Below are 24,421 nucleotides of genomic sequence, written 5' to 3' on the forward strand. Positions count from 1 at the left end.
TCCGCGCGCTCCTTTCGTCGCGTGCGACGCCTGCAGCCCTCACCCTTTTGCGCTCGCGGTGCTCGCGAGTTGAATGCAGGTGGTCACGAGGCTGGCTGGATGCGGAGCGGACTGGATTCGCTCATGCACCTGTCGCGCTGCTTACTGAGGGTGCGGCGTGGCGGCGGTAGAGCCACAGCGACCAGACATAGCCGGCGATGGCGATGGCGATGCACCATCCGGTGGCCCACGCCGCGGCGGTGGTCTCGGGCGTGCCGGCGAGGAGGCCGCGGATGGTGTTGATGATGGGGGTGAAGGGTTGGTGTTCGGCGAATCCCCGCAGCCAGCCGGGGAGGGAATCGGTGGGAACGAATCCGCCGCTGAGCAAGGGAAGGAGCATCAGCACCAAGGGCAGGTTGCTGGCGGTGTCGGGTCGTTTGGCGAAGAGCCCGAACGCGACGGCCAACCAGGAGAGGGTGAAGCCGACGAGGAGGACGAGTCCTGCGAACCCGAGCCAGTGCAGCGGCTCGGCCTGGGGTCGGTAGCCGAGCAAGACTGTGAGCGCCAGCAGCACGGCGATGGCGAAGGCGATCAGGATCGTGCCTCCCGCGACGTGGCCGGCGAGGACGGAGCCGCGGGAGATGGCCATGGTGCGGAAGCGAGCGATGATGCCTGTGGTCATGTCCATCGAGACCCAGACGGCGATCATCTGCATCGCCGAGGCCGCGGTCGTCAGGAGAATCCCGGGTGTGATGTACCCGAGGTACTGGTCGCGGGTACCACCGGCGGCGATGCCGGCACCGAGGGTTGCGCCGAGGACATAGACGAACAGCAGCAGCATGATCAGCGGAACCGCGATGATCATGAGGGTTCCGCTGGGGGCGCGGAGGTGGTGCAGGATGTTGCGGTGCAGCATCGTCATGGTGTCGCTGAACGGCTGCGGGCGCGCGGTTCCGTGGAGTCGTGCGGTGCTCATCGTGCGGCCTCCTTGGCCCAGGTCGTGGGGGTCTGGGTGCTGTCGGTGGTGGCAGTGCCAGTGAGGGCGAAGAAGACGTCGTCGAGGTCTGGGGTGACGATTCGCAGGTTTGTGACAGAGACCCGGGAGGAGTCGAGGCGGACGAGGAGGTCTCGGACCGCATTCGCGTCCGTGCCCTCGCTGACGCGCAGGCTCAGCGCGTCACGATCCACCGTTGCCGCGGGGAAGAGCCGCGCGGCGGTGTCGAACGCTTCCGGGGTGGCGACATCGACCACGATGTGGCCCTCGCCGACCCGGCTCTTCAGCTCGGCGGGGGTGCCGTCGGCGACGATGCGACCCTCGTTGAGGACGGCGACTCGGGCGGCGAGCTCGTCGGCTTCTTCGAGGTATTGGGTGGTGAGGAAGATCGTCGTGCCCTGTGCGGCGAGGCCGCGCACGATGTCCCACATGACGGCGCGTCCGCGCGGGTCGACGCCGGTGGTCGGCTCGTCGAGGAACACGATGGCCGGGTCCAGCATCAGGGACATGGCCAGGTCAAGGCGGCGACGCATCCCGCCGGAGTAGAGAGCCGTCACCGTCTTCGCCGACTCGCCGAGGTCGAACTGCTCGATGAGTTCCGCGCTGCGAGCCTTGGCACGCTTGGTGTCGAGGTGCGCGAGGCTGGCCATCATCCGCAGGTTCTCCTCACCGGTGAGCATCCCGTCGACAGCCGCGAACTGCCCGGTGACACCGATGGACGCGCGCACCGCATGGGAGGCGGTGACCACATCGTGACCCGCGACGCGCACGATCCCGGCGTCTGGGGTGAGCAGGGTGGTGAGGATGTTGATCGCGGTCGTCTTGCCGGCGCCGTTCGCGCCGAGCAGGGCGAACACGATCCCGGACGGGATGTCCAGATCGATGCCGCGCAGGACGTGCTTGTCCTTGAACGACTTGTGAAGCCCGGCGATCTCGACCGCCGGGGTATGACTTTCGGGCATGGGGGCTCCTCGCGAATGAAGGTGGAGTAGAGGTGAAAAGCCGCGCTACTGAGAACCGCGCGGAGTGTTTTGGGCGTGCGGCATCGCATCGACGTCACCAGGACTGTTTCAGGGCGTGCTCGACCCTGGCATCGCGCTTGTTCGGGTGCGCGGTGTGAAAGTGGCGCTCGCGTCCCGCCGGGCTATCTGGCGGGGAAGGGCGCTATCGGGTGCTCTCCGGAATCAGGTGCCCGGCACCTCCTCTGAGGAGGACGCGTGCAAGCCCGCGCGGTAGGCCAGCCACTCCTCCTTCAGCCTCGGCATCCGCTCGGCAAGGAAGTCATACAGCGACGCGAACTCCTCGAGCGCCTCGCGACGTCCGGAGCCGTCGTCGTCGGGCAACAGAGCGACGCCGCGGCGGAGGAGCGCCGCTGTCTCGAGGTAGCTCGCTGGGTCGTAGTCCTGCCCGGCGATCAAGCGATCCAACCGCGCGGAGACTCGATCGACGCGATCACCCCGCGCACGGGAACGTTCCACCAACCCGCGGCCCTCCAGGAGCACGACCGCCTGAGTGATCGCGCTGCGGCTGGCCAACAGCGCATCCGCCAACTCGTTCACTGACTGTGCGGCCGGCTGGCAAACGCCCAGATAGCCCAGCAGGCGACCGGCGACCGGCGGAGCGTTTGTCTCCCGCACGTAGAAACGCCCCACATGATCGGCGAAAGTCATCTGCTCATCGGTCGGCATAGCAGCAAGTTAGCACAGACGACTGTGATGACACAAAAAAGTGTCATCTGAGTTGCAGCTGTCTGCGCGGACTCACCGCGCTGTGCACCGGCCTCGCCAGATCTCTCACTCCGGACCCCGCCGAAGCCTTCCGGGCTACCGCTCAGGTGAGGTGGTCGAAGGACTCCGTGAGTTGGTGGGTGATCTCGGCGCGGTCGCTCATCCATCGGGGGGCTGGGATGTGCTCGAGGAGGACCAGGACGCGTTCGTAGATGCGGTGCAGCTCGTAGCGGGCGACGCCGAGGTAGAGGTCGTCTCCGGTCCAGGTGATGTCGCCGCCGGCAACGACGTACGAATCGAGTGTCTTTGGGCCGAACATGTGGGCGATGCGTCCGGCCTCGAGAGCGGCGCTGTCGGAGCGCACGCTGTCCCAGTCGATCAGTATCGGACCGCCCGACGTCATCAGCAGGTTGTGCGACTTGAAGTCGCCATGTGTCATCACCAGGTCCGGTGCGGTCTCGCAGACCTCCTCGATCCGTGCGGTCAGCTCGAGGATCCGCGGCAACCGTTCCCATGCCTGCTCCGACCACAGCTCACCCCGCCGCCACGCCTCGGTGAACCACTCCTCCCAGTCGGATCGCGGCTTGAGCGCCGTACGCCACCAATCCGGGAGACCGACCTGGTCCAGCGGCTGCAACTGGTGGACGCGAGCCATCGTCCGGCCGAGCCATTCGGTGATGTCGTCGTCGGGCCGCAGCGCGCGACTCTCGATCCACCGATTCACCCGGAACAGCCGGTCCTCGATCCGCGTCACCCAGCCGATGATCGGGTCGAGCGGCGGCACCGGCTCCGCCAGGTCGATCCCGGCCGACAACGCACGCTGCTCGAAAGGCATCGCCACCGCGAGCTGATCAAGCAGACCACCGGGCGCGAACTGACCACCGGTCGACGGCCAGTAGCCTTTCACGAAGTAGCTGCCCGAACCCGTCTCGAGCCGCCACGTGTCGGTATCACCGCGGCGCACGAGCACCAGCTCCCCGGCCGGCTCCCCGAGATCAAACGCGGCGGCTATCACTTCCGCGGTGGGCGTGTACACGAACGGTCTCCGTCGTCCGGGGACAGGAACACCAACCTAGCAAAGCAGATCAGGGCGTGTGGATCGACTTACGTGGACTCGCAGATGCAGAGCTGGAGCGGCGCATCCATGGCAAATGGTCGACCGGACCAGTCGCCGAAGCGGTCGACGAGCCGGAGGCCGCCGAGCGAGAGGAGCAGCGGCAGCTCCTGCGGGAAGATGCTCCTGATTTCGAGCGGTGCGACGACGAAGTCGGGCTCGGAGTCTGTCGAGAGGTGCCACGTCCCGCGGGTGACTTGCGCGGGCGCATCGTAGATCTCAGCGACATCGACGCTGACGTTGCCACGGTCAGGATCCATGAACGACAACGACTCCCGGGTGTGCCGCACGCCATCGGCATCGGCAAGGAGGCGCACGCTCGGGTTGAAGACATCGAAGACGAACCGTGCTCCAGGTGCCAGGTGTCGTCGAACCGACCGGAAGCAGCTCACCAGATCCTCCGCCTCCTGCAGATGCAGGAGGGAATTGGCTGTGATGAACACGAAGTCGAAGGTGCGGCCCAGATCGAAGGCCCGCATGTCGCCCTGCATCCATTCCACCGCTACACCGCGCTTACTCGCCTTACGCTGAGCCTCAGCCAGCATGTCTGACGAGACATCCAGGCCGACGCACGGATGTCCGTCGGACGCGATGGGGATCAGCTTGTGCCCGGTGCCGCACCCGAGTTCCAATACCCGCCCGCCTTGCCGCTTGACCTCGGCCCGGTAGAAGTCGACTGCGGCCCCGCCGCCCGGGAACATCAAGTCGTACAGCCTCGCGTGCGAGTAGAACTCTTCACTCATCAAGCGCCTCCTCCTTTCCGGCTTACCCGCAGTTGGCCGTGGCGGCGAGCGAGGTGGGCATGGATCTCGGCGTTGAGTTCCACGGTCTCGGGCAGGACCTGGAGGATTCGGCGGAAGACCTGGTCTCGGTCGGCGGACTGCAGCATCAGGTACGCCGAGACCGTCGAGAGTTGTCCGATGTACTCGTGGGCGCTCATCGTCAGGCGCCGTTCGATCACCACCTGCCGGACATCGGTGAACCACTCGGACTGCTGGAGCTCCGTGCCGGGCCATTGCATCGGGCGGTCCGCGGGTGTGCCGTCCGGCGACGGGACGCCGTCGTTCTCCAGGTACGGCGCACGTGCCGCGCGCACGGCCTCCTCGAGGGCCGGGTCGGCCAGCTGGATCGGTGCACCGAACGAGGCGAACACGCCACCCGGCTGGACGAGGCCGGCCATCCGGGCCCACCGGCCTTCAGGGTTGGTCCAATGGAGCGCGGCAGCCGAATACACCAGCTCGTACGACGAATCCAGCGTCAAGTCCTCGAAGGCGGCTTGCACGGTTGTGACGTTGGCCGGCAGGTGTTTGCGCATCTCCGCGAGCATGGCCGCGTCAGGCTCGGTCGCCGTGATCGCGATCCCTGCCTGCGCGAACAGACGCGTTGCCTTGCCTGTCCCGGCGCCGATCTCGAGGGCGGTCCGGATCGGCCCACCGGCGTACGCGATGACCAGCTCGAGCAGTTCCACGGGATACCCAGGCCGGAACCGTTCGTACGCCTCCGCCACCGCCCCGAAGCTCAACGCGCGCGCAACCATGCCGGCATCCTGGCACCTTCCACAGCCCAGCGCTTGCCATTTTCCCCCGCCGAAGAGCCGACGCGATGGGGGGTGAAGCAGTACATCGACAGGGCACGAGTCAAGTCACCGCGAGCGTGACCCATGACAAAGAGTGAGCCCTCGGCAACCAAGAGATCCGCTGGTCGACCTTCGGTTCATCCATTCCGGATCACCTCACCATTCCTCGGGGCGGCGGACGTAAGCTGCAAGTGGGGCTCGTGGGGAATTGCACGTATTTGCAGGGGGAACTGCACATGAGTGACGTCTGTGTGCCGCCGAGTAACCGGTCTGATCCGGAGAACCGGCCATGAGGGCGCTTCGGCGCATGCTGGTCTGGATCTCGGGTGCGTCGGCCGGTCTCGGGGCCGCGCTCGCGGCGACCCTGGCCGGCGAAGCCGAGATCGTCGACCTGTCCCGGCGCGGCGGAACGCCGGGAACACACCACGTGGCAGTCGACCTCGCCGACCCGGCCTCCTGGCCGGTCGTCGAGCTGGACTTCAACCGCCGGCTGGCCGAATTCGACGGCGACACGGTGGTCTTCATCCACAACGCCGCCACCCTGACGCCGTTGGGTCCGGCTGGCACGACCGACACTGCCGAGTACACGCGGAACGTGCTGCTCAATTCGGCCGCGGCGCAGATCCTCGGTCATGCGTTCCTGCGCGCGGTCGGCGACCGCGACGTCGAGAAGCACCTCATCATGCTGTCGTCGGGCGCCGGCCACACACCGCACGAAGGCGAGTCGAGCTACTGCGCCGGCAAGGCCGCGATCGACCAGTGGGTTCGCGCGGTAGGCCTGGAACAGCAACGCCGACAACGGGGATGCCGGGTCATCTCGGTCGCACCGGGTCCGATCGACACCGCGATGCAGGCCGAGCTCCGGGCGTGCAGTGACGAGGTGTTCCCCGAGGCCTACCGGTTCCGGGAACTGGACGCGCGCGGCGGTCTGGCGAAGCCTGAAGACGTCGCCCGGACGATCTGGTCGCTGCTCGACCGCCACGTCCCCAACGGCTCCGTCCTGCACGTCAAAGACCTCAGCTGACCTGTCGGCGACGACGACGGGTCGGGGCTCCTTGCAAGATCGGTACCTGGACCTCACTGGTGAGGCCGGGGAGGTCGACGGACAAAGCGGGGCGGTCGGCCGCCAGGACACGGAGGCCTGCCTCGCAGAGCAGGCTCAGCTTCGACTGCGGATCGTCACGCGGTCCGAGTACGGCGAGCGTCGGCACGATGACCGCCCCGACGCCGAGACCGCGTGCGGTTTCCAGCAGTACGTCGAAACCGGCCGGATCGGTCAACGCATCATCGGCGTGGACCGTGCCGAGGGTGTACCCCTGCAGCCGGGCGGCCTCCGCCAGCAACTGTTGCACCCGGCCGTTCTCGCTCTCGCGCAGCGAGCATTCCCTGTGCACGTAGCCCAGGGCGAGAGGCATCGGCCGGCCGATCATGGCGTTACTCGCACCGCGCGGGCCAGCCGGTGCACCTGACGACGCGTCGCCGGGTACAACTCGGTGAAGGTTCGGAACAGTGTCGAGTAGGCGGTCGCCGTCGACGGATCCGGCCTGACCGTGTGATCCAGCCGGGCCCAATCCGTGTCCGCCGGGACCAGACCGACCCCGATCGCCGCGAGCAAGGCATCGCCGTACGACGCTCCGATCGTCTGCGCCGGCACCTGCTGCTCGAGCCCGCACACGTCACTCACGATCTGCGTCCACAACCCGCCCTGCGTACCGCCGCCGACTGCGACGATCCGCGCCGGCTGCCCGGCCGCCTCCTCGAACGCACCGACGATCTGCCTTACCCCACAGGCGATTCCTTCGTACGCCGCTCGCAGTAGATGGCCACGTCCGTGCCGCAGAGTCAGTCCGGCGATCACGCCACGCGCCAGCGGATCGTAGATGGGCGTCCGCTCCCCGCTGAAGTACGGCAGCATCACCAGACCTTCGCTGCCGGCGGGGACAGCAGCCGCCTCAGCGACGAGCGTCTCGAACGGCACACCACCGGTCAGGTCCTGCAGCCAGGTGGTGATCGTGCCGGATGTCGCCATACCGGCAGCCAATGTGTGTGACGACGGCTCGACGCCCGACGTGGTCCACAGTCCGCGCACACTCGTCGGTGCGGTCAGCACCTGCACGAAGAACATGGTGGAGCCGTACATCAGCATCAGATCGCCAGGACGTCGTACGCCGACGCTGAATGCCTCGGCCCACGCGTCGACAGTCCCTGCGACGACCGGCGTACCTTCAGCGAGACCGGTCGCTGCGGCTGCCGCGCCGTGCACGACGCCGACCTGCTGTGAAGGCCACACCAGCCGTGGCAGAGCCAGACCGGGGAGCACCTCTTCGATCCAGTCCGTCGCCCAGTCCTGCTTGCGGATGTCGTAGAACGGGTCGCACTGACTGGCCGTGTGGTGGTCCAGCACCCACTCACCGGTCAGCCGCGCGACGACGTACGTGTGCGCGCTGAACCACCGATCTTGCGGTCGCCACGCCCGTCCGGCCTCGCGGCTCAACCACGCCAGCTTGGGCCCGATCGCCTGGCTGGACAGGTCTTTCCCACACCGCTCGAGGATCGCATCGGCGCCGAGTCGCTGGGTGATCTCGGTGATCTCCCGGGTCGCCCGCGCGTCGACGCCGTACAAGATGGCCGGTCGCCTGGGCCGTAGGTCTTCATCGGTCTGTACGACGCACGGACCGAGACCTGAGACGCAGACGGCCAGGATCCGGTCACCCGTCGAGGTCAGTTCCTTCAGTACGTCGGCGACATCGCCCCACCAGTCCCGCTCGGCGTCCATCTCGGCCCAACCGGGTTGCGGATACGTGGGTGCGTGATCCCGCCGAGCGACGGCCTTCACCGTCCCGTCGAGTGTGGTCAGGACGGCCTTGGTACTCGCCGTACCGATGTCAACGCCGATGACGTAGTTCATGCAGGCAGCCTCCGTCCGGGCAACAGTGCGGACAGGGCGGTGCCCCAGGTGTTCAGCAGAACCATTGTGACCAGCAGCAGGCCCTGGCAGATGCTCACCACGTGCGAGCTGACGTTGAGCGACAGCAGCCCGGCACCCAGCAACTGCATAGCGATCGCCGCGATCACCACACCCGCGACGGTCAGGTAGCCGCCATCCGGATCCACTCCGGCGAGTACGGCGATGACGACCGCGAGCAGGACGTAGGAGGCACCGTAGTCCGAGTTCGCCCCACCGGCCCGCGCGGAGATGATCAGCCCAGCGATCCCGCCCAGTGCACCACTCATCACGTACGTCGCCAGCAGCACGCGCGCACGACGGATACCACTGAAATCGGCGGCCGTCGGATTCGCACCGACCAGCCGCATCCGGAAGCCCAGCGGCGTTTTCGCGACCACGAGTCCGATCACCACGGCGACGATCAGCATGATCCAGAAGATCAACGGAACCCCGGCCACCGTCACCAATGCGACCTCGGTGAAGTCCTCCGGCAGGCCCTTCACAACAGTGCCGTTGGACGCGACCAGCGCTAGGCCGGAGAACAACTGTCCAGTGGCCAACGTCGCCAGGATCGGCGGCACATGCTTGAACCCGACGAGCAACCCGTTGACCGCACCACACACCAACGCGGTGCCGATCGCTGCCAACACCGCAAGCCCGGTGGAACCGCTGCCGTTGGTCATGATCAGCGCGGCCACCACACCGGACAGGTTCGCGATCGCCACGACCGAAAGGTCGATCCCCGCGGTCAGCATGGTCAGCGCCATCGCCAGACTCAGGATCGCCACCTCGGGTGAGGCGAGTTCGACGTACTGCAGGTTCTGGCCGCTGAGGAAGACCGAGGGATTGAGAATCCCGAACAGTACGACGATCGCCACCGCGACCACCAGCAAGCGGACGAAGCTGGCCCGGCTGCCCATCGCGAGCAGCAACGCCCGGAACCGGTCAGGCATGCGTCACCTCCGGCGCCGGGGCGTCGAGGATCGGCCGGACCCGCTGGCGGCGGCTGATCGCGGTCTGCAGCAGGATGCCGGCGATCAGCAACGCACCGACCGCCGCGCGCTGCCAGATCGTCGGAATCCCCAGCGGCACCAGCGAAGCCGTCACCAGCGAGATCAGCAGTACGCCGAGGACAGCACCGCGGACCGTACCCTTGCCACCGGCAATCGCCACACCGCCCAGCACCACCGCTGCCAAGGTGTCCAGCTCGCGACCCATGAAGGTGGTCGGATCGGCCCGGCCACTCAAGGTCACTGAGACGATCCCCGCGAGCCCAGCGACCGCACCGGCGATCGCGAAGACCAGCACCCGCGTCCGCGGCACCGAGATCGCCGCCCGCGACGCCGCCTCGGCATCACCGCCGACCGCGAACACACTTCGGCCGGCGACGGTGAACCGCAGGAACGCCCACACCAGCAGGCACACCGCGATGACGACCAGGATCAGCACGTTGAGACTCGTCGTACCGCGGACCTCGCCTTTCGCCGTGATCAGATGCGTGCTGCCCAGCTCCTGCAACGGCTCCGGCAGGGTCGAGATGACACCACCGCCGACGAACGCGAACAGCACTCCCATGAAGATCGAACTGGTCGCCAGGGTCGCGATCAGCACGGAGGTCCGTGCCACCAGTACGACGGCCGCATTGACCAGGCCGAGTCCGAGGCCGATCGTCGTACTGATCAGGAACGACGGGAGCGGCGTACCGCCACCTTGCGGACCGTACTTCACCGTGACGTAGGCCGAAAGGATGCCGACGGCAAGGAACGAGACATCGATGCCGCCGCTGACGATGACCAGCATGACGCCGACCGCGAACAGGATGCCGACCATCGACGCGGTCAGCACGTTGAACAACGTCTGCAGGCCGAAGAAGTCCGGGATCTTCAGGCTGACCGCGAGCACCAGGATCGCCATCAACCCGACCAGCAGCAACTCCTGGTTCGCCACCAGTTGCTTGGTCTTCATGCCGTGACCGCCTCGACGATCGTGTCCTCGCGGAGTTGGCCGCCTGCGAGCTCACGGACGATCCGGCCGCTGCGCACCACCAGCACCCGGTGGCACATCGAGATCAGCTCCGGTACGTCGTCACTGATGATCAGCACCCCCATGCCCTGCAGGGACTGCGCATTCAGGACGCCGAGGATGTCGAACTTCGACCCGACATCGACACCGACGGTCGGCCCGTTGAGGATGAGGACCTTCGGCTCGCCGACCAGCCACTTGCCGAGCAGTACTCGCTGGGCGTTGCCACCGGACAGCGACCGGACCGGATCGGTCAGCTTCCCGAACCTGATCCGCAGGTCCCGGACCACGGAGTTCTTCGCGCGTTCCAGGGCGGCGCTGCGCAGGAAGCCTCGTCGCGACCGCAGGTGCGTGGCCACGATGTTGTCGCCGATCGGCTGGTCCAGGAAGAGTCCCTGCGTCAGGCGATCCTCCGGAACGTACCCGATCCCGGCCTCGATCGCGTCACTCAACGACCGCACCCGGACCCGCTTGCCGAGCACCTCGATCGACCCGGTCTGCGCCGGCCGCACGCCGCAGATCGCCTCCGCGATCTCGGTCCGCCCCGACCCCAGCAGCCCAGCCAGGCCGACGATCTCGCCCTGCCCGACCTCGAGGTCGACATCGGCGAACAGCGGATCCCGGCCGAGCCCTTTGACTGCCAAGGCCGGCGCCCGATCCTTCCGCCGCGGCGAGACCCGGTCGAAGCTCTGACTGCCGCGGCCGGTCATCGTCTCGGCCAGCGACGCGTGGGTGAACTCGTCCGGCGTTCCACTCGTCACCACCGACCCGTTCCGCATCACCGTGACCCGTTCGGCGATCGAGAAGATCTCCTGCATCTTGTGCGAGATGAACGCGAGCGCGACCCCGGCATCCTTCAGCCGGCCGACCGCCTCGAACAGCGCGTCCACCTCCTTCCAGGTGAGCGCCGTGGTCGGCTCGTCCATCGCGATGAACCGGGCGTCGTGGGCCAGCGCCCGCGCGATCGCGGTCAACTGCCGCTCAGCCACGGTCAGTTCGCCGACCGGAGTGTCCAGCTCGATCTCCACTCCGAGCCGTACGACGGCCCGCTCCGCCAGAGAACGGGCCGCCGTACGGGAATAGAGGCGCCGACCGCCGGCGGCGTACCCAGGAAGGGCGATGTTCTCGGTGGCGGTGAGGTTCGGCATCAGGCTGAAGTCCTGGTAGATCACCTCGATGCCGGCCGACAAGGCCTGCCGCGGGGTGAGGTGGTCGTGCGCGACACCGTCGACGACCACCTGGCCGGAAGTGGGCCGGTGCGCGCCGCTGATCACCTTCAGCAGCGTCGACTTGCCGCAGCCGTTCTCCCCCGCGATGCAGTGGACTTCGCCGGGCCGGAACGCGACATGGACGTCGGTGAGTGCCTTGACGCCGCCGAACCGTTTGGAGACGCCGATCGTTTCGACAATCGGAGATGTCATCTGATGATGCCTGTCAGAAGTCGTACTGGCCGATCTCGGCCTTGGTCAGCACCAGCATGGCGTCGCCGAGGAACACCTTGGGGTTCTGTGGCGAGACCGCGAGCTTCTCGTAACCCTTCACGCCGAGATCCGTGCCGGCCGCGAGTTGCTTGCCGTCGACAATCATCTTGGCGGCTGCGAGCATCGCCTCGCCGGCCAGCTCCGGATCCCACAGGTAGATCGCGTCGATCGAGCCGTCGGCCACGAACGCCTTGGTCTGTGACGGTACGCCGGTACCGAACACGCAGGTGTCGTTCTGCAGCCCGGCCTCCTTGATCGCCCGCGCGATCCCCGGCACGTCCTCCGACGACGCGCCCTGGAAGCCGGCCAGGTTCGGATGCGCCTGCAGGAGTTCCTTCGCCTTGCGATAGGCCTGATCACCGTTGTTGTTCGACTCGACCGGCGCGCTGACCCGCTTCAGCTGCGGGAACTTCGACTGCTGCAGCTCGTACGCCGCGGTCGTCCAGGCCATGTGCGTCGCCGCCGTCAGCGTGCCGACGAACTGGACGTACTCACCGCTGCCCTTCATACAGGCAGCCATGTCCGCCATGATCTTCTGCCCGTACTTCGCATTGTCGAAAGCCTCGATGTCCGCGTCGACATCGGTGAGCGCGGGCGCCTCGTGCGTGACCACCTTGATCCCGGCCGCGCGAGCCTGCTTGATCACCGCGGTGACCGAACTCGGGTCCGACGGGACGATCGCCAGCGCCGCGGGCTTCTGCGCGATCAGGCCCTGGATCAGGCTCACCTGCTGCTCCGGGCTGTTCGTCGACGGCCCGGTCTGGCTGGCGGTCACCTTGTTGTCGGTGCCGAACTGCTTCACGCCCTGGTTCATCCGGTCGAACCAGGCGATCCCGGTCAGCTTGACCACGTTGATGTAGGCGCCGCTCGCACTCGCGGACGACGACGATTGGCTGCCGGCCGGCGTCGTACTGCCCTCGTTGACCGTGCCGCAGGCCGCAATCGTGGCCAGCAGTACGGCGGTGACCACTACCCGTGACGTCCGGAGCATGCGAAACTCCCTCTCAGCGCAGCAGGCATTCATTCGTTTGAGTTCGCGCGTTTCTGCACGATCGTCTGCACGAATTCGTGCAGTGCGCCTCACTCTGGAGGCTGTCAGCCGGATTTGTCAACGGTGCGTGACCGCCCGATTTCGGGCAGATTGCATTACAGTCGGTCCGGGACAGGAGGGGCGGATGCGGTTACGACTGAATGCGCGGCAGCGGGCGATCCTCCGCGAGGTCGAGGGACGCGAGTACGTCGAGGTCAAGGACCTGGCGCACCGCCTCGACGTCGACGTGTCGACGATCCGCCGTGACCTGCAAGCCCTCGTCGCCGACGACCTGGTCGAGCGGCTGCATGGCGGCGTACGACGTCGTACCTCGGACTACTCCCCGCCGGCGCCGTCGGCCCCACCACCGGAGGCCGGGGTGGACGCGATCGCGTCGACCGCCCGCCGGATGATCCGCAACGGCGACCGGATCGCCCTCGGCGCCGGGATCTGCATCGACCACCTGGTCAACACCCTCTTCGACGTCGAGGACCTGACCGTCATCACCACCGACCTGCGCTCGGCCGAGCGACTCGGCCGGCAGCCGCAGATCCGCGTCGTCATCGCCGGCGGCGAACTGCGCGACGCCCCCGGCTCGACCGTCGTCTCCGGCTCGTCGACCGCCGACTTCCTCGCCGCCCAGCAGGCCGACTGGGTCTTCCTCGAGATCGACGGCATCCACCCGTTCGCCGGCGTGACCACATCTCACCCCTGGCACGTCTCCACCGCCCGCGCCCTGCTCGCGGCCGGCGACCGCCGCGTCGGCCTGGCCCGCTCCCAAGCCTTCGGCGCCCGCTGCGTCGGCTTCATCGCCGAAGCCTCCGAACTCGACCTCGTCATCACCGACGACCGCCTCTCCGACTCCGAACTCCCCGCCTTCGCCGGCCGCATAGTCCGCGCCTCCCTAGACCCCACCGACGACTGGCGCACCAACCAACCCCCCACCTACCACCCACCCCGCCGGCTCTAGCCCCGCCAACCCTCGCAGCCAGTGCGGATGCGGAGTGGGCCGATGCAGTTGTCTGAACCGGTCGGGAGAGCAAAACCGATCAAGCGGGATGGCCCGTGCCACGGCACGATGGGGTGATGGGGAGTGACGCGTTCGATGAGTTTCTCGGGGTGCTGGCCGGGGTGCTGGACGACGCGGGGCTGGAGCCGGCCGTACGAGTTCGGCTCCGAGGAACAGCCATCCATCACCGAGCTGCGCAACCGGCTGGCCGTGGCCGGGCCTGAGTTTCTGGAACAGGTACGCACGGTCTGCGCGGAAGGGCGGCTCGACGAACTGATCGTCTGCCCGGGTGAGTCGGTCGAGATCTACACGTTCGGCGCGGTGATCGCGCATGTGCTGACGTTTGCCGCGCATCGCCGTACCTTGGTCGCCGGGGCCTTGGCCGACGAGGGATTCACCGACCTCGACAGCGGCGACCCGATCCGATGGCTGAGCCGACATGAATGAGGCGCGGCTCGCGGCGGTGAACGTGCTCTTCGTGCTCAGGCAGGGAGCCGGCCGCACCACGGCGATCGACAAGCGCCCGGTCGACGGTCCCGTCGAGGTCGGCGAACTCGGTCTCGCCGGCGACGTCCAGTGCGACACCCGGTACCACGGCGGACCGGACAAGGCGCTGTACGCCTACTCGACCGAGGACGCGGCCTGGTGGGCCGAAGAGCTGGACCGCGATGTCGCGCCGGGGCTGTTCGGCGAGAACCTCACCGTGGAAGCGCTGGACGTGTCCGAGGCAGAGATCGGTGAGCGCTGGCGGATCGGATCGGACGTCGTCGTCGAGGTCCGGCAGCCACGCACGCCGTGTGACAACCTCTCGCTGCGCCTGGGCATCCCCGGCTTCCATCGCCAGTTCCGCGCCAGCGGCCGGGTCGGCGCCTACTTGAGCGTCATCCACACCGGCACGGTGACCGCGGCCGACCCGATCACCGTCATCCACAAGCCAGGTCACGGAATCACCATCGCCGCCTGGTCAGCTCGCCGTACGCCGGAGCACGCCGAACAGCTCCTGTCGTCCGGCATCGACCTCGCCCCACCACTACGCGCATCAGCCCGACGCCTCGCACATCGCACCCGATAGACCTCGGTCGTCGAACAGTCCGCCCCGCGCAACGTGCCCGCAGCCTCTCCGGCCGGCTGCGATTCACGGATATCCCCTGAGATGAGGGGTTGCCCACCGAGATTCTGACGGGGCAACCCCCAACCCGAGGGGGCAACCCCGGGATCGATGGGGCGCTAGGCGTGGGGACCGGGGGTGGGTGGTGCCCGGCTAGTCGGCGGAGAGGCGGGTTAGGAGGTGGAGGAGGTTGGACTGTTCGGATTCGTCTAGGCGTTCTACCAGGGAGACCATGGCGTCGCGGCGGTGGCGGCGGATGGTGGCGAGGACTTTTGTGCCGGCGGGGGTGAGGTTGACGAGGGTGGCGCGGCGGTCGTCGGGGTCGGGTTTGCGGGCGACCAGGCCGGCGGCTTCGAGGTCGTCGACGACCGTGGTCGCCGAGCGCGGGACGATGCCGAGCTGGTTGGCGAGTTCGCTGAGCCGGAGGGGGCGGTCGGAGTGGTCGAGGGTGCGCAGGAGGCGCAGCTGGCCGTGCGTCACGTCGAGGTCCGCCTTCGACGCGCGGCGCTGGCGACGGACGAGGCCGTCGAGGAGCGCGGCGATCTGTTCAGCGGTGTCTTCCGGTGCGGGCACGAGCAGAGCCTAGTGGGTGAGGATGTTGTGAGCTTAGCTCATAGTGAGTTAACCTCAGTATATCTGCCGTCCTGCGAAAGGCGCCTATGTCACAGCTCTCCGGACTCCCGGGCGGAGGAGGCGGCGGTGGTCGCGCGATGCGATCCCTGCTCAAAGACTCCTCGGTACGCCATCACAAACTGTCCGCCGGCACCGTCCGGCGGATTCTCAAGTTCGCCGTCCCCTACCGCGGTTATTTGACCGCCTTCTTGTTCCTGGTCGCGATCGACGCGGCCACCGGTGCCGTCACTCCGCTGCTGTTCCGCGCGATCATCGACCGCGGCATCGTCCCCGGCCACACCCAGGTGGTGGTTTGGCTGTCCCTCGTCGTCGCAGTGCTCGCGGTGTTCGCCAGCACGATCACGCTGGCCGAGCGGTGGTTCTCGGCCCGGATCGGCGAAGGTCTCGTCTACGACCTGCGCACCGCGGTGTTCGACCACGTCCAGCGGATGCCGGTCGCGTTCTTCAGCCGGACCCAGACCGGTGCGCTGATCCAGCGCCTGAACGGCGACGTCCTCGGCGCACAGCAAGCCTTCACCTCGACCCTGTCGAACGTGGTCAGCAATCTGCTCAGCGTCGTCCTGGTCCTCGCCGCGATGTTCGTGATGTCGTGGCAGATCACCCTGCTCGCACTGGTCCTGCTGCCGCTCTTCATCCTGCCCGCCCGGCTGATCGCCGGCCGGTTGCGCGAGGCAACCGCCGAGACGTACCGCCTGAATGCGACGATGGCCCAGACGATGACCGAGCGCTTCAACGTCGCCGGCGCCGTACTGGCGAAGGTGTTCGGACGGACCGAGGAGTCGTCGAAGGACTTCGCCGGCAAGGCCGCGCGGGTTCGCGACATCGGCGTCACCACCGCGATGTACGCCGGCATCTTCCGCGTCTCGCTCACCTTGGTCGCAGCGCTCGCGGTGGCTCTCGTGTACGGCGTGGGCGGTGTCTTCGCGGTCCAAGGAGCCCTCGGCATCGGGACCGTCGTCGCGCTGACCGCGTACCTCAACCGGCTCTACGGACCGCTCACCGCACTGTCGAACGTCCAGGTCGACGTGATGACGACGCTGGTCAGCTTCGAGCGTGTGCTCGAGGTGCTCGATCTCCCGCCGATGGTTGCCGACCGCAAGGACGCGAGAGAGCTCCCGGCATCGGTCGAGCCGTCGATCGAGTTCAGGCACGTGTCGTTCCACTACCCGTCCGCCGAGGAGGTGTCGCTCGCCTCGCTCGAGTCGGTCGCGACTCTGTCGGCCGAGACCGGCGAAGAAGTCCTCAAGGACGTCAGCTTCACCGTCGAGCCCGGCCAGATGGTCGCGGTCGTCGGCCCGTCCGGCGCCGGCAAGACGACCCTCTCGTCGCTGGTCTCCCGGATGTACGACGTCACCGACGGAGCCCTGCTGGTCGGCGGCCGGGACGTCCGCGAGGTCACCCAGCGGTCACTGCGATCGGTGATCGGCGTGGTGACGCAGGACTCGCACATGTACCACGACACGATCCGCGCCAACCTGTTGCTGGCCCGCCCGGATGCGACCGAGGCCGACCTTCAGGCAGCTCTCGAAGCGGCCCAGATCGCGACCCTGATCAACAGCCTGCCCGACGGTCTCGACACAGTGGTCGGCGACCGCGGATACCGGCTGTCCGGTGGTGAACGGCAACGGCTCGCGATCGCCCGGCTGCTGCTCAAGGCGCCGTCGATCGTGATCCTCGACGAGGCCACCGCTCACCTCGACTCGGAGTCGGAGGCCGCCGTCCAGGCCGCACTCGCGAACGCACTCGCCGGGCGTACGTCGCTGGTCATCGCGCACCGATTGTCGACAATCCGCAACGCGGACACGATCCTCGTGCTGGACGACGGCCGGATCCGCGAACGCGGCACCCACCACGAACTGCTCGCGGCCGGCGGCCTGTACGCCGAGCTCTACACCACCCAGTTCGAGAAGGCGGCCTAAGCCTTGGCTTTGGCCGGTGAGCGCAGCCGGCGACGAGTGCCGGGCGCGCTCGCCGGACTCGCCAGCCCCAGCGCGCCGAGGAACTGCTCCAACGTGAACGTCGCCATCCCGAGCGCCACCGCGTTGCCCGGGACACGCGACGCCTCGACGGTCAGCCCCGGCTGCGAACCCGGCAACACATGCTCAGGCAGCTCATCCCGTACGGCGGGAAGGAGCCACTGAGCCAACGCCTTGGTCGTCCACCCGGTCAGCGTGACGTGCGAGATGTTCAGCAGATTGATCAGGTCACCCAGCGACGCGGCCAGGTAGTGCGACGTACGACGCGCAAGCTCCAGCAACGCCGGATCGTCTTCGGCCAGCCCTTCGGCCACCGCGTCGACGAACCCACGCTGCAATGGCTGCCGTAGCGCCGGGTGATCCGGATCGATCTCGGCCAGCGACATCTCCAACCCATGCACCCCGAGGTAGGCCTCGACACAACCACGCCGGCCACACCGGCACGGCCGACCATCCAGTTGCAGCAGCGTGTGCCCCCACTCGCCCGCGTTGTTGGCCGCGCCGCGCAGCAGCGAACCGTCGATCGCGATCCCGGCGCCGACCCCGGTGCCGAGGTTGACCACGGCCATGGTCTTTGTCTCCCGGCCGACCCCGAACCACATCTCCGACAGCGCGACCGCCTTCAGCGGATTGTCGACGTACACGGGCATGCCGAGGCGTTCCTCGAGCAGCTCCTCGATCTTGACGTCGTGCCAGTCCCAGTTCGGCGCGAACACCGACACGCCGGCGTCCGGGCGGACCTGGCCGGGCATGCTCACGCCTGCGCCGATGATGGTGTCGCGCTGGGTGCCGCTGGCCTCGACCGCGGCCGTGATCGCACGGACGATGCCGTCGACGACGTACGCGGGGTCGTTCTCGTGCTCGTCCAGGGCGACGTCGCACTGGCCGAGCGGGCCGAGGGTGACGTCGTAGACGGTGGCGTCGACGTACGTCTCGGCCACGTCGATGCCGAGGATCCGGCCGCGATCGGGGTCGATGCTGAGCCGCTCGTACGGGCGGCCGACGGTGTTCTGCTCGACTGTCGCGATCCGCAGTACGCCCTCGGCCAGGAACTGGGTCACCAGCGTCGCGACCGTCGCCGTACTCAGGCCCGTGTGCCTCGCGATCTCCTGCCGGGTCGACGGACCGAGCGAGAACAACGCGTGCAGAACCTCGAACCGGCTCTCGTTGCGCAGATCACGAGACGTCTGCCTCGGCAATCTTCCCCCTCAGTCGCTTGGTGACTCGATCCTCAAGGTCTGTAGCTCCGGCGTGCCCGGACCCTCGACGCCCCTGACCAGCAGCGTCAGCCCGGACCACCCCGGCGGAATCCACAGTACGTCGGGATCGCCGCCGGAGAACGCCGGACGCTGGCCGGTCCAGACCCGCCCGATGCACTCGCCGGAAGCCCAGCCGGTGACCCGCACCTGCGTGCCCACCGGACGGACAACCGATCCATTCTGCAACGTTGGAAGCTCCACGTCGAGCCAGGCCTCCTCGCCGGGCTCCAGCGACAGCGGCAACTCGATCTCCGTCGCTGACCCGTCCTGCAGCGCGAAGGCGGTCAGCAGTTCGTCATCCTGTACGGCGCACGTCCAGTCGGTCACCGGTTGCAAGCTGAGCAGCTCGGCGCGGAGCCCGCCGCCACTCGGGTGGTGCGGCACGGTCACCGAGACCTGCTTGGTCCCGGCGGGCATCAGCACCCACGGGTTCTCGGTGTGGACCGTGATCGGCTGGCCGTCGCCAACGGTCACGCTGACGGGCTCATGGACACCTTCCAGATGCAGAGCCGTGGTGCTGACAGAGTCGACGCGTCGCGTGTACGTGATCGGCGTACCGACGCGGGTGCTGCTCCAGCCGGTGAGGCTGCGCAGCGGCGCCGGCTCACCCGCCCAGTGCCCCTCGACCGTCCACAGCGCGGAGAAGTCTTCGGTGTCGACAATCGTCCACAGCGTGCCGAGACCCCGTAGAGCGCCGAGCTTCAGCGACGGCAACCGCGCGTCGTCGAAGTTCGCATGCCCCCAGATCTCCACAGTGGCGTGAATGTCCCCGGTGAGCTCACGGACGTCGATCCGCTCGGTCGCACCAAAACCAGCGAGCGTTTGAACTCGCCCGCCGACCGACAGGTCCACGATGTCCGAAGCACCGACCAGCAGCAGCTCGTCGACGTCGGTCAGATCGGCGGTCGTCGTGTAGGTCCCGCGGCCGCGATAGACCCCGAGCGACTCCAGCGTCGGCGGCAGCTCATGCGTCCCGGCCGGCTTGCTCGGAGCCTCGCCCTCCCGCCGCCGCACACCCCTCACAACCAGCGGCTCAGCCTTCTCCGGGCGTACGACGTCCGCCGGCGCCTGCACGCTGACAAAAACATTGTCGACAATCAGACTGGCGCCGACCGCGATCTCCACCGGCGTGCTGCCGATGACCACCGTCACCGGAACCCTGGACGAGAACGTCAGCCCGTCGTCCGACAACTCGACCAGATCAGCGGAGGCCAGCGTCAGCGTCCTGTCCCCCAGCGGCAGGTCGACCGGCATCAGCGGACACGAGTCCGCCCCGACCGCGACCGACACACCGTTGACGACCGCCCGGCCGTCTGTCGTACCGAGGTTCGGTACGGCGACCAACTGCCCGCCACCATCAAGATCGAGCACCGACGGAGACGAGCTGGTCGGGAAGTCCGCCACCACCTCGACGGACCCTCCCGAGGTCGCCAGCGCCAACCGCGATCCCAACGCGTCGCGGACACGCGCGAGCACCTGCGCCTCGGCGTACTCCGGCCGCTCGATCCCCGTCGACGACACATAACCACCGAAGTCGTACCCGTGACTCATGAAGTTCCCGGGCTGACCCCAGTTACCGCTCGACGGCGTGTAGCCGAAGTTCCAACCGGATGCCTGCAGGTACGGCGCGATCAGCGACGCGCCACTGGCCAGCAACCGGCGCAGGGTCCGGTGCCGCCGGTTCGTCTCGGTGATCAGCAGCGGCAACCCTCGGTCCGCGAGCAGCCCGGCATACCGCCGTACCTCTGCCTCGATCTCCGGCGAGTCGTCATTCGGGTAGAAATTGCACGCCGGTACGACGTCCTGGACGTTGCCGGTGGCACCGAACAGGTCACCCTGACCGGCGCACGCGATCAACGGCACCGTGATGCCATGGGCAACGGCCTGATCGCGCAACGCAGTGATGTAGCCGGTCCGGTCCTCGCAGTCGAAGAAGTCGAGCTCGTTCTCCAACTGGACCATGATGACCGCGCCACCGGCCCCGTACTGACGGGCGGCGAGGATCGGCAGCACCTGGTCGAACCACTCCGACACCCAGGCAAGGAAGCGGGGCTCGTTCTGGCGCACCTGCAACGACGGATCGAGGCCGAGCCAGGCCGGCAGCGCTCCGCCGTCCCACTCCGAGCAGATGTACGGACCCGGCCGGGCGATGACGTGCAGCCCCACCTCGTGCGCGAGATCCAGGAACGCCGCGACGTCACGCCGGCCGTCGAACGACCAACGGCCGGGCGCGAGTTCATGGAAGTTCCACGGCAGGTACACGTCCACACAGGTGTAGCCGGACGCCTTGACCTGCTCGAGCCGGGCCCGCCACTGCTCCCGGGGCAACCGGAAGTAGAACAACGACGCACACAGCACGACCTGCGGTTCACCGTCGATCCGGATGCCCTGGGCATCGAATGTCACTGCGTTCACTTGACCCCCGCGCTGCCGCCGCTGATGTCCATCTCGTACAGGTACTTCTGCCCCAGGTAGTAGACCAGGATCATCGGCAGCGTGAGCAGGATCGACCCGACCATCACCAGGTTCCACGGTGGCGCCTGCAGTGCGGCCGACGTACTCGTGATGTACTGCACGCCCAGCGCGAGCGGCATCTTGGTCTCGTCGTTGAGGTAGATCAAGGGGCCCATGAAGTCACCCCAGGTCGCGGTCAGGGTGAAGATGCCGATCGCGATCAGCACCGGGCTGAGCATCGGCAGCATGATCCGGCGGTAGATGCCGAAGAAGCCGAGCCCGTCCACCATCGCGGCCTCGTCGATCTCACTCGGCAGCCGGGACACGAACTGCCGGACCAGGAACACGTTGAAGGCGTTGGAGAAGAAGTTCGGCACGATCAGCGGCAGGTACGTGTTCACCCAGCCGAGCTCCTTGAACAGGATGAACTGCGGGATCATCGTGATCTGCGCCGGGATCATCATGGTGGCCAGCACGATGATGAACAGCGTGTTCTTGCCCGGCGCCCGCAACCGCGCGAACGCGTAGCCGACCAGCCCGCTGGACAGCATCTGCCCGATCACCGCACCGGTCGAGATGATGACCGAGTTCAGCAGGAACCGCTGCATCGGCAGGTCGGTGCTGAACACCCGGGTGAAGTTCTCCCAGTGGAACTCGCGCGGGAGGATCGTGAAGGTGTTCGCGTTCACCGTCGTGTCGCTGGACAGCGCGATCGACACCACGAACACCAGCGGCACGCACAGCACCGCCGACACGATGATCAACGTGGCATAGGTGAACGGGGTCGCCCGGAACACGCCCATGACCCGATCGCGGCTCGGGGTCCGCTCCGGTCCCGGCTGCGGCTCCTGCTGCGGTGGTGCGGCAGCGGAGATGATGGTGGCCATCACTTCACCTCGGTCTCGTAGAACACCCAGCGCCGGGCGGTGCGGAAGGCGAGCAGCGTGAACACCAGGATGACCGCGAACAGCAGCCACGACAGCGCGGACGCGTAGCCCATGTGGTAGAAGGAGAAGGCCTCGTCGAACAGCATCGGGACCATCATCTGGCTGGCGTTGTTCGGCCCGCCCTTGGTCAGGATGTAGACCTGGGAGAACACCTGGAACGCCCCGATCAGCCCCATGATCAGGTTGAAGAAGATGATCGGGGTCAGCTGCGGGAAGGTGATGCTCCAGAACTGCCGGAACGGACCCGCACCGTCCACCTCGGCCGCCTCGTAGAGCTCCCGTGGGATACCCTTCATTGCCGCCAGCAACAAGACGGTCGCGCCGCCGGCACCCCAGACGGAGAGCAGGATCAGTGCGGGCTTCACCCAGATCGCTTCCAGCAGCCACGACGGGCCCGGGATGCTGAACACCCCGAGCACGTCGTTGAGCGGGCCGGACGGAGCCAGCACCATCTTGAAGATCATCGCCGTCGCGACCAGCGGCACCAGCGTCGGCAGGTAGATCAGGGTCCGGAACACCTTGCGGGCGCGAACCTGCTTGTTCAGCAGGTTCGCCAGCCACAGGCCGATCCCGAGCCCGAGCGGGACCGAGATCGCGGCGTAGTAGAACGTGTTCCACAACGCCTTCCAGAACACCGGATCCTCGGTCAGCAGCCGGGTGTAGTTCTCCAGCCCGACGAACTTCGGCGGGGTGAACGAATCCCAGTCGGTCAGCGAGAAGTAGATCGAGGCGATCATCGGTCCGAGCAGGAACACGACGAAACCGATGATCCACGGCGACGCGAACAGGTAGAACCACAGCGCCTCGCGGCGGCGAAGCTTCGACATCAGCTTGGCTTGACGATGGTCTCGAGGCGCTTCTGGATGGCGGTCAGCGCGGTGCGCGCGTCCTGCTTGCCCAGCCAGAAGTCGGCCAGCCCGTCGTCGAACGCCTTCTGCATCTCGTTCCAGGCCGGGATGAACGGCGCCCGGTAGACGAAGTCGCTGGACTCGCCGAACACGTTCATGTTCACCGGCTTGGTCATCCAGGCCGGCTTCAGGAACGCCTCGCTCTTCTGCACCTCGATGTTGGCCGGCACGTCCTGCCCGGTGGCGATGATCTGCTGCTGCGCCTCGGGCGAGGTCAGGAAGTCGATCGCCTTGAGGGCCGCCTCGGGGTTCTTCGCCGTCCGGGAGACCGCCAGGCCGCTGCCGAACGCGGTCACCGCCTGCTGCTTGCCCTTCCACAGCGGCGCGATGTCCCACTCGATCTTCGACTTGGTCAGGCCGCTGATCCCCCAGAAGCCGGTGGTGTTGACCGCGACCTTGCCGTTCGCGAACGCCGCGTCGCCGCCGACGTCGGCGCCCATGTCGGCGTACTGCTTCTGGGTCGGGACCACGCCGTGCTTGAAGATCAGGTCACCGGCCCACTGCAGCGCCTCGATCACCTCGTCGCTGGCGACCGCGGGCTTGCCGCTGTCGTCGATGATCTTGCCGCCGTTCTGGTACACGAAGCTCCACCACTGGGCCCACCAGCCGGAGCCGGCGTAACCCCACTGCTTGCCCGGAACGGTCAGCTCCTTGAAGGCGCTGAGTGCGTCGTCCCAGGTCCAGTCCGCCGACGGCGCCTTGATGCCCTTGGCCTCGAACAACGCCTTGTTGTAGAAGACGATCATCGCGCCGGAGCGGTCCGGGATCGCGTAGACCTTGTCCTGGTACGAGTACAGCTTGCCGATCGAGCCGAACCGCTTCTCCAGGTCGATCCCGGCCTTCGCGGCCAGCTCGTCCAGCGGCTGGATCTGGTTCTTGCTCGAGTAGACGTTGACGCTCTCGGCCACCTGCATGATGTCCGGGCCCTTGCCGCCGGCGATCATCGTCTGGACCTTCTGCGCGTACCCGTCGTTCGGGATCAGCTGCAGCGTCACCTTGAGTTCGGGGAACTTCTTGACCAGCAGGTCGATCCGCTTCTGGTACGTCGTCTTGTCGTTCTCCCCGCCCCACACCGTCATCACCAGGTTGGCGGCGGTGGCGTTACCCGACGTAGCACCCTTGTCGTCACTGTCGGATCCGCAGGCGGTGAGCGTGATGACACCCGCGGCCAGACCCATCCCGAGAAAACCCCGACGCGAAACCTGCGCCCTGTCCATCGCCATCGCGCTGACCTTCCGTGCGTGTTGAACCCTGGGG

The 24,421-nt window shown here is 67.3% G+C and carries 23 protein-coding genes; 5 read left to right on the forward strand and 18 right to left on the reverse strand.

Annotated elements, in window-relative coordinates:
* Positions 1–121 precede the first annotated feature (121 nt).
* From V9K99_RS08210 to V9K99_RS08235, 6 genes are all read right to left on the reverse strand, one after another.
* A complete protein-coding gene (locus tag V9K99_RS08210) occupies positions 122–955 on the reverse strand; it encodes an ABC transporter permease (protein ID WP_337322986.1) in 834 nt (277 codons plus the stop codon).
* Positions 952–1,935, reverse strand: coding sequence for an ATP-binding cassette domain-containing protein (locus V9K99_RS08215; RefSeq protein WP_337322985.1), 984 nt, complete (start codon positions 1,933–1,935; stop codon positions 952–954). The genes V9K99_RS08210 and V9K99_RS08215 overlap by 4 nt, the downstream gene beginning before the upstream one ends.
* Before the next feature lie 222 nt (positions 1,936–2,157).
* Entirely contained in the window at positions 2,158–2,661 is a 504-nt protein-coding gene (locus V9K99_RS08220) for a GbsR/MarR family transcriptional regulator (protein WP_337322984.1), read from the reverse strand.
* Between the two features lie 142 nt (positions 2,662–2,803).
* Entirely contained in the window at positions 2,804–3,736 is a 933-nt protein-coding gene (locus V9K99_RS08225; protein WP_337322983.1) for an aminoglycoside phosphotransferase family protein, read from the reverse strand.
* A gap of 68 nt (positions 3,737–3,804) precedes the next feature.
* On the reverse strand, positions 3,805–4,557 hold the full coding sequence (locus tag V9K99_RS08230) for a class I SAM-dependent methyltransferase (protein WP_337322982.1): 753 nt from the start codon (positions 4,555–4,557) through the stop codon (positions 3,805–3,807).
* Complete coding sequence (locus V9K99_RS08235; RefSeq protein WP_337322981.1) at positions 4,557–5,351, reverse strand: class I SAM-dependent methyltransferase; 795 nt, start codon at positions 5,349–5,351, stop codon at positions 4,557–4,559. Before V9K99_RS08235 ends, V9K99_RS08230 begins: the two co-directional genes overlap by 1 nt.
* A 328-nt stretch (positions 5,352–5,679) precedes the next feature.
* Between V9K99_RS08235 and V9K99_RS08240 the strand changes: the two genes are divergently transcribed.
* Positions 5,680–6,414, forward strand: a complete 735-nt coding sequence (locus V9K99_RS08240; protein WP_337322980.1) for an SDR family NAD(P)-dependent oxidoreductase — start codon at positions 5,680–5,682, stop codon at positions 6,412–6,414.
* Here the strand turns inward: V9K99_RS08240 and V9K99_RS08245 are convergent.
* The 6 genes from V9K99_RS08245 to V9K99_RS08270 are packed head-to-tail and all read right to left on the reverse strand — an operon-like array spanning position 6,407 to position 12,831.
* Positions 6,407–6,805, reverse strand: a complete 399-nt coding sequence (locus V9K99_RS08245; protein ID WP_337322979.1) for a hypothetical protein — start codon at positions 6,803–6,805, stop codon at positions 6,407–6,409. The two genes, V9K99_RS08240 and V9K99_RS08245, sit on opposite strands and share 8 nt — an antisense overlap.
* Positions 6,806–6,816: 11 nt before the next feature.
* Positions 6,817–8,298, reverse strand: a complete 1,482-nt coding sequence (locus V9K99_RS08250) for an FGGY-family carbohydrate kinase (protein ID WP_337322978.1) — start codon at positions 8,296–8,298, stop codon at positions 6,817–6,819.
* On the reverse strand, positions 8,295–9,290 hold the full coding sequence (locus tag V9K99_RS08255) for an ABC transporter permease (protein WP_337322977.1): 996 nt from the start codon (positions 9,288–9,290) through the stop codon (positions 8,295–8,297). The genes V9K99_RS08250 and V9K99_RS08255 overlap by 4 nt, the downstream gene beginning before the upstream one ends.
* A complete protein-coding gene (locus V9K99_RS08260) occupies positions 9,283–10,302 on the reverse strand; it encodes an ABC transporter permease (RefSeq protein WP_337322976.1) in 1,020 nt (339 codons plus the stop codon). The genes V9K99_RS08255 and V9K99_RS08260 overlap by 8 nt, the downstream gene beginning before the upstream one ends.
* Positions 10,299–11,780 carry a sugar ABC transporter ATP-binding protein gene (locus tag V9K99_RS08265; RefSeq protein WP_337322975.1) on the reverse strand — a complete coding sequence of 494 codons (1,482 nt, stop codon included), beginning with the start codon at positions 11,778–11,780 and terminating at the stop codon, positions 10,299–10,301. The genes V9K99_RS08260 and V9K99_RS08265 overlap by 4 nt, the downstream gene beginning before the upstream one ends.
* Before the next feature lie 13 nt (positions 11,781–11,793).
* Positions 11,794–12,831 (reverse strand): autoinducer 2 ABC transporter substrate-binding protein, encoded by a 1,038-nt coding sequence (locus V9K99_RS08270; RefSeq protein WP_337322974.1) that lies wholly within the window; start codon positions 12,829–12,831, stop codon positions 11,794–11,796.
* Positions 12,832–13,015: 184 nt separating this feature from the next.
* Between V9K99_RS08270 and V9K99_RS08275 the strand changes: the two genes are divergently transcribed.
* The 3 genes from V9K99_RS08275 to V9K99_RS08285 all read left to right on the forward strand — a co-directional run bounded on the left by V9K99_RS08275 (position 13,016) and on the right by V9K99_RS08285 (position 14,951).
* Positions 13,016–13,840 carry a DeoR/GlpR family DNA-binding transcription regulator gene (locus V9K99_RS08275; protein ID WP_337322973.1) on the forward strand — a complete coding sequence of 275 codons (825 nt, stop codon included), beginning with the start codon at positions 13,016–13,018 and terminating at the stop codon, positions 13,838–13,840.
* 135 nt (positions 13,841–13,975) lie between these two features.
* A complete protein-coding gene (locus V9K99_RS08280; protein ID WP_337322972.1) occupies positions 13,976–14,326 on the forward strand; it encodes a hypothetical protein in 351 nt (116 codons plus the stop codon).
* Positions 14,319–14,951 (forward strand): MOSC domain-containing protein, encoded by a 633-nt coding sequence (locus tag V9K99_RS08285; RefSeq protein WP_337322971.1) that lies wholly within the window; start codon positions 14,319–14,321, stop codon positions 14,949–14,951. The genes V9K99_RS08280 and V9K99_RS08285 overlap by 8 nt, the downstream gene beginning before the upstream one ends.
* Positions 14,952–15,140: 189 nt before the next feature.
* Here V9K99_RS08285 and V9K99_RS08290 read toward each other — a convergent pair whose 3' ends face one another.
* Positions 15,141–15,560: a MarR family winged helix-turn-helix transcriptional regulator gene (locus V9K99_RS08290; protein ID WP_337322970.1), complete on the reverse strand. Its 420-nt coding sequence runs from the start codon at positions 15,558–15,560 to the stop codon at positions 15,141–15,143.
* Between the two features lie 137 nt (positions 15,561–15,697).
* Here V9K99_RS08290 and V9K99_RS08295 point away from each other — a divergent pair, with 137 nt between their 5' ends.
* Positions 15,698–17,539, forward strand: a complete 1,842-nt coding sequence (locus V9K99_RS08295) for an ABC transporter ATP-binding protein (RefSeq protein WP_337322969.1) — start codon at positions 15,698–15,700, stop codon at positions 17,537–17,539.
* Here the strand turns inward: V9K99_RS08295 and V9K99_RS08300 are convergent.
* From V9K99_RS08300 to V9K99_RS08320, 5 genes are read right to left on the reverse strand one after another with little or no spacing between them, the layout of a single operon-like run.
* Entirely contained in the window at positions 17,536–18,795 is a 1,260-nt protein-coding gene (locus V9K99_RS08300; RefSeq protein WP_337322968.1) for an ROK family transcriptional regulator, read from the reverse strand. The two genes, V9K99_RS08295 and V9K99_RS08300, sit on opposite strands and share 4 nt — an antisense overlap.
* Before the next feature lie 9 nt (positions 18,796–18,804).
* Positions 18,805–21,261 carry a beta-galactosidase gene (locus V9K99_RS08305; RefSeq protein WP_337322967.1) on the reverse strand — a complete coding sequence of 819 codons (2,457 nt, stop codon included), beginning with the start codon at positions 21,259–21,261 and terminating at the stop codon, positions 18,805–18,807.
* Between the two features lie 5 nt (positions 21,262–21,266).
* Positions 21,267–22,196 carry a carbohydrate ABC transporter permease gene (locus V9K99_RS08310; protein WP_337322966.1) on the reverse strand — a complete coding sequence of 310 codons (930 nt, stop codon included), beginning with the start codon at positions 22,194–22,196 and terminating at the stop codon, positions 21,267–21,269.
* Positions 22,196–23,083, reverse strand: coding sequence for a carbohydrate ABC transporter permease (locus V9K99_RS08315; RefSeq protein ID WP_337322965.1), 888 nt, complete (start codon positions 23,081–23,083; stop codon positions 22,196–22,198). Before V9K99_RS08315 ends, V9K99_RS08310 begins: the two co-directional genes overlap by 1 nt.
* Positions 23,083–24,387, reverse strand: a complete 1,305-nt coding sequence (locus V9K99_RS08320) for an ABC transporter substrate-binding protein (protein ID WP_337322964.1) — start codon at positions 24,385–24,387, stop codon at positions 23,083–23,085. The genes V9K99_RS08315 and V9K99_RS08320 overlap by 1 nt, the downstream gene beginning before the upstream one ends.
* Positions 24,388–24,421 lie beyond the last annotated feature (34 nt).

The organism is Kribbella sp. CCNWLW201 (assembly GCF_037203805.1).
Taxonomy (GTDB): Bacteria; Actinomycetota; Actinomycetes; order Propionibacteriales; family Kribbellaceae; genus Kribbella.

Excerpts from the sequence above, each read along its gene's own strand:
- V9K99_RS08210 (WP_337322986.1), bottom strand. The coding sequence starts at position 955 with ATGAGCACCGCACGACTCCACGGAACCGCGCGCCCGCAGCCGTTCAGC.
- V9K99_RS08215 (WP_337322985.1), bottom strand. The coding sequence starts at position 1,935 with ATGCCCGAAAGTCATACCCCGGCGGTCGAGATCGCCGGGCTTCACAAG.
- V9K99_RS08220 (WP_337322984.1), bottom strand. The coding sequence starts at position 2,661 with ATGCCGACCGATGAGCAGATGACTTTCGCCGATCATGTGGGGCGTTTC.
- V9K99_RS08230 (WP_337322982.1), bottom strand. The coding sequence starts at position 4,557 with ATGAGTGAAGAGTTCTACTCGCACGCGAGGCTGTACGACTTGATGTTC.
- V9K99_RS08235 (WP_337322981.1), bottom strand. The coding sequence starts at position 5,351 with ATGGTTGCGCGCGCGTTGAGCTTCGGGGCGGTGGCGGAGGCGTACGAA.
- V9K99_RS08240 (WP_337322980.1), top strand. The coding sequence starts at position 5,680 with ATGAGGGCGCTTCGGCGCATGCTGGTCTGGATCTCGGGTGCGTCGGCC.
- V9K99_RS08245 (WP_337322979.1), bottom strand. The coding sequence starts at position 6,805 with ATGCCTCTCGCCCTGGGCTACGTGCACAGGGAATGCTCGCTGCGCGAG.
- V9K99_RS08250 (WP_337322978.1), bottom strand. The coding sequence starts at position 8,298 with ATGAACTACGTCATCGGCGTTGACATCGGTACGGCGAGTACCAAGGCC.
- V9K99_RS08255 (WP_337322977.1), bottom strand. The coding sequence starts at position 9,290 with ATGCCTGACCGGTTCCGGGCGTTGCTGCTCGCGATGGGCAGCCGGGCC.
- V9K99_RS08260 (WP_337322976.1), bottom strand. The coding sequence starts at position 10,302 with ATGAAGACCAAGCAACTGGTGGCGAACCAGGAGTTGCTGCTGGTCGGG.
- V9K99_RS08265 (WP_337322975.1), bottom strand. The coding sequence starts at position 11,780 with ATGACATCTCCGATTGTCGAAACGATCGGCGTCTCCAAACGGTTCGGC.
- V9K99_RS08270 (WP_337322974.1), bottom strand. The coding sequence starts at position 12,831 with ATGCTCCGGACGTCACGGGTAGTGGTCACCGCCGTACTGCTGGCCACG.
- V9K99_RS08275 (WP_337322973.1), top strand. The coding sequence starts at position 13,016 with ATGCGGTTACGACTGAATGCGCGGCAGCGGGCGATCCTCCGCGAGGTC.
- V9K99_RS08280 (WP_337322972.1), top strand. The coding sequence starts at position 13,976 with ATGAGTTTCTCGGGGTGCTGGCCGGGGTGCTGGACGACGCGGGGCTGG.
- V9K99_RS08285 (WP_337322971.1), top strand. The coding sequence starts at position 14,319 with ATGAATGAGGCGCGGCTCGCGGCGGTGAACGTGCTCTTCGTGCTCAGG.
- V9K99_RS08295 (WP_337322969.1), top strand. The coding sequence starts at position 15,698 with ATGCGATCCCTGCTCAAAGACTCCTCGGTACGCCATCACAAACTGTCC.
- V9K99_RS08310 (WP_337322966.1), bottom strand. The coding sequence starts at position 22,196 with ATGGCCACCATCATCTCCGCTGCCGCACCACCGCAGCAGGAGCCGCAG.
- V9K99_RS08315 (WP_337322965.1), bottom strand. The coding sequence starts at position 23,083 with ATGTCGAAGCTTCGCCGCCGCGAGGCGCTGTGGTTCTACCTGTTCGCG.
- V9K99_RS08320 (WP_337322964.1), bottom strand. The coding sequence starts at position 24,387 with ATGGCGATGGACAGGGCGCAGGTTTCGCGTCGGGGTTTTCTCGGGATG.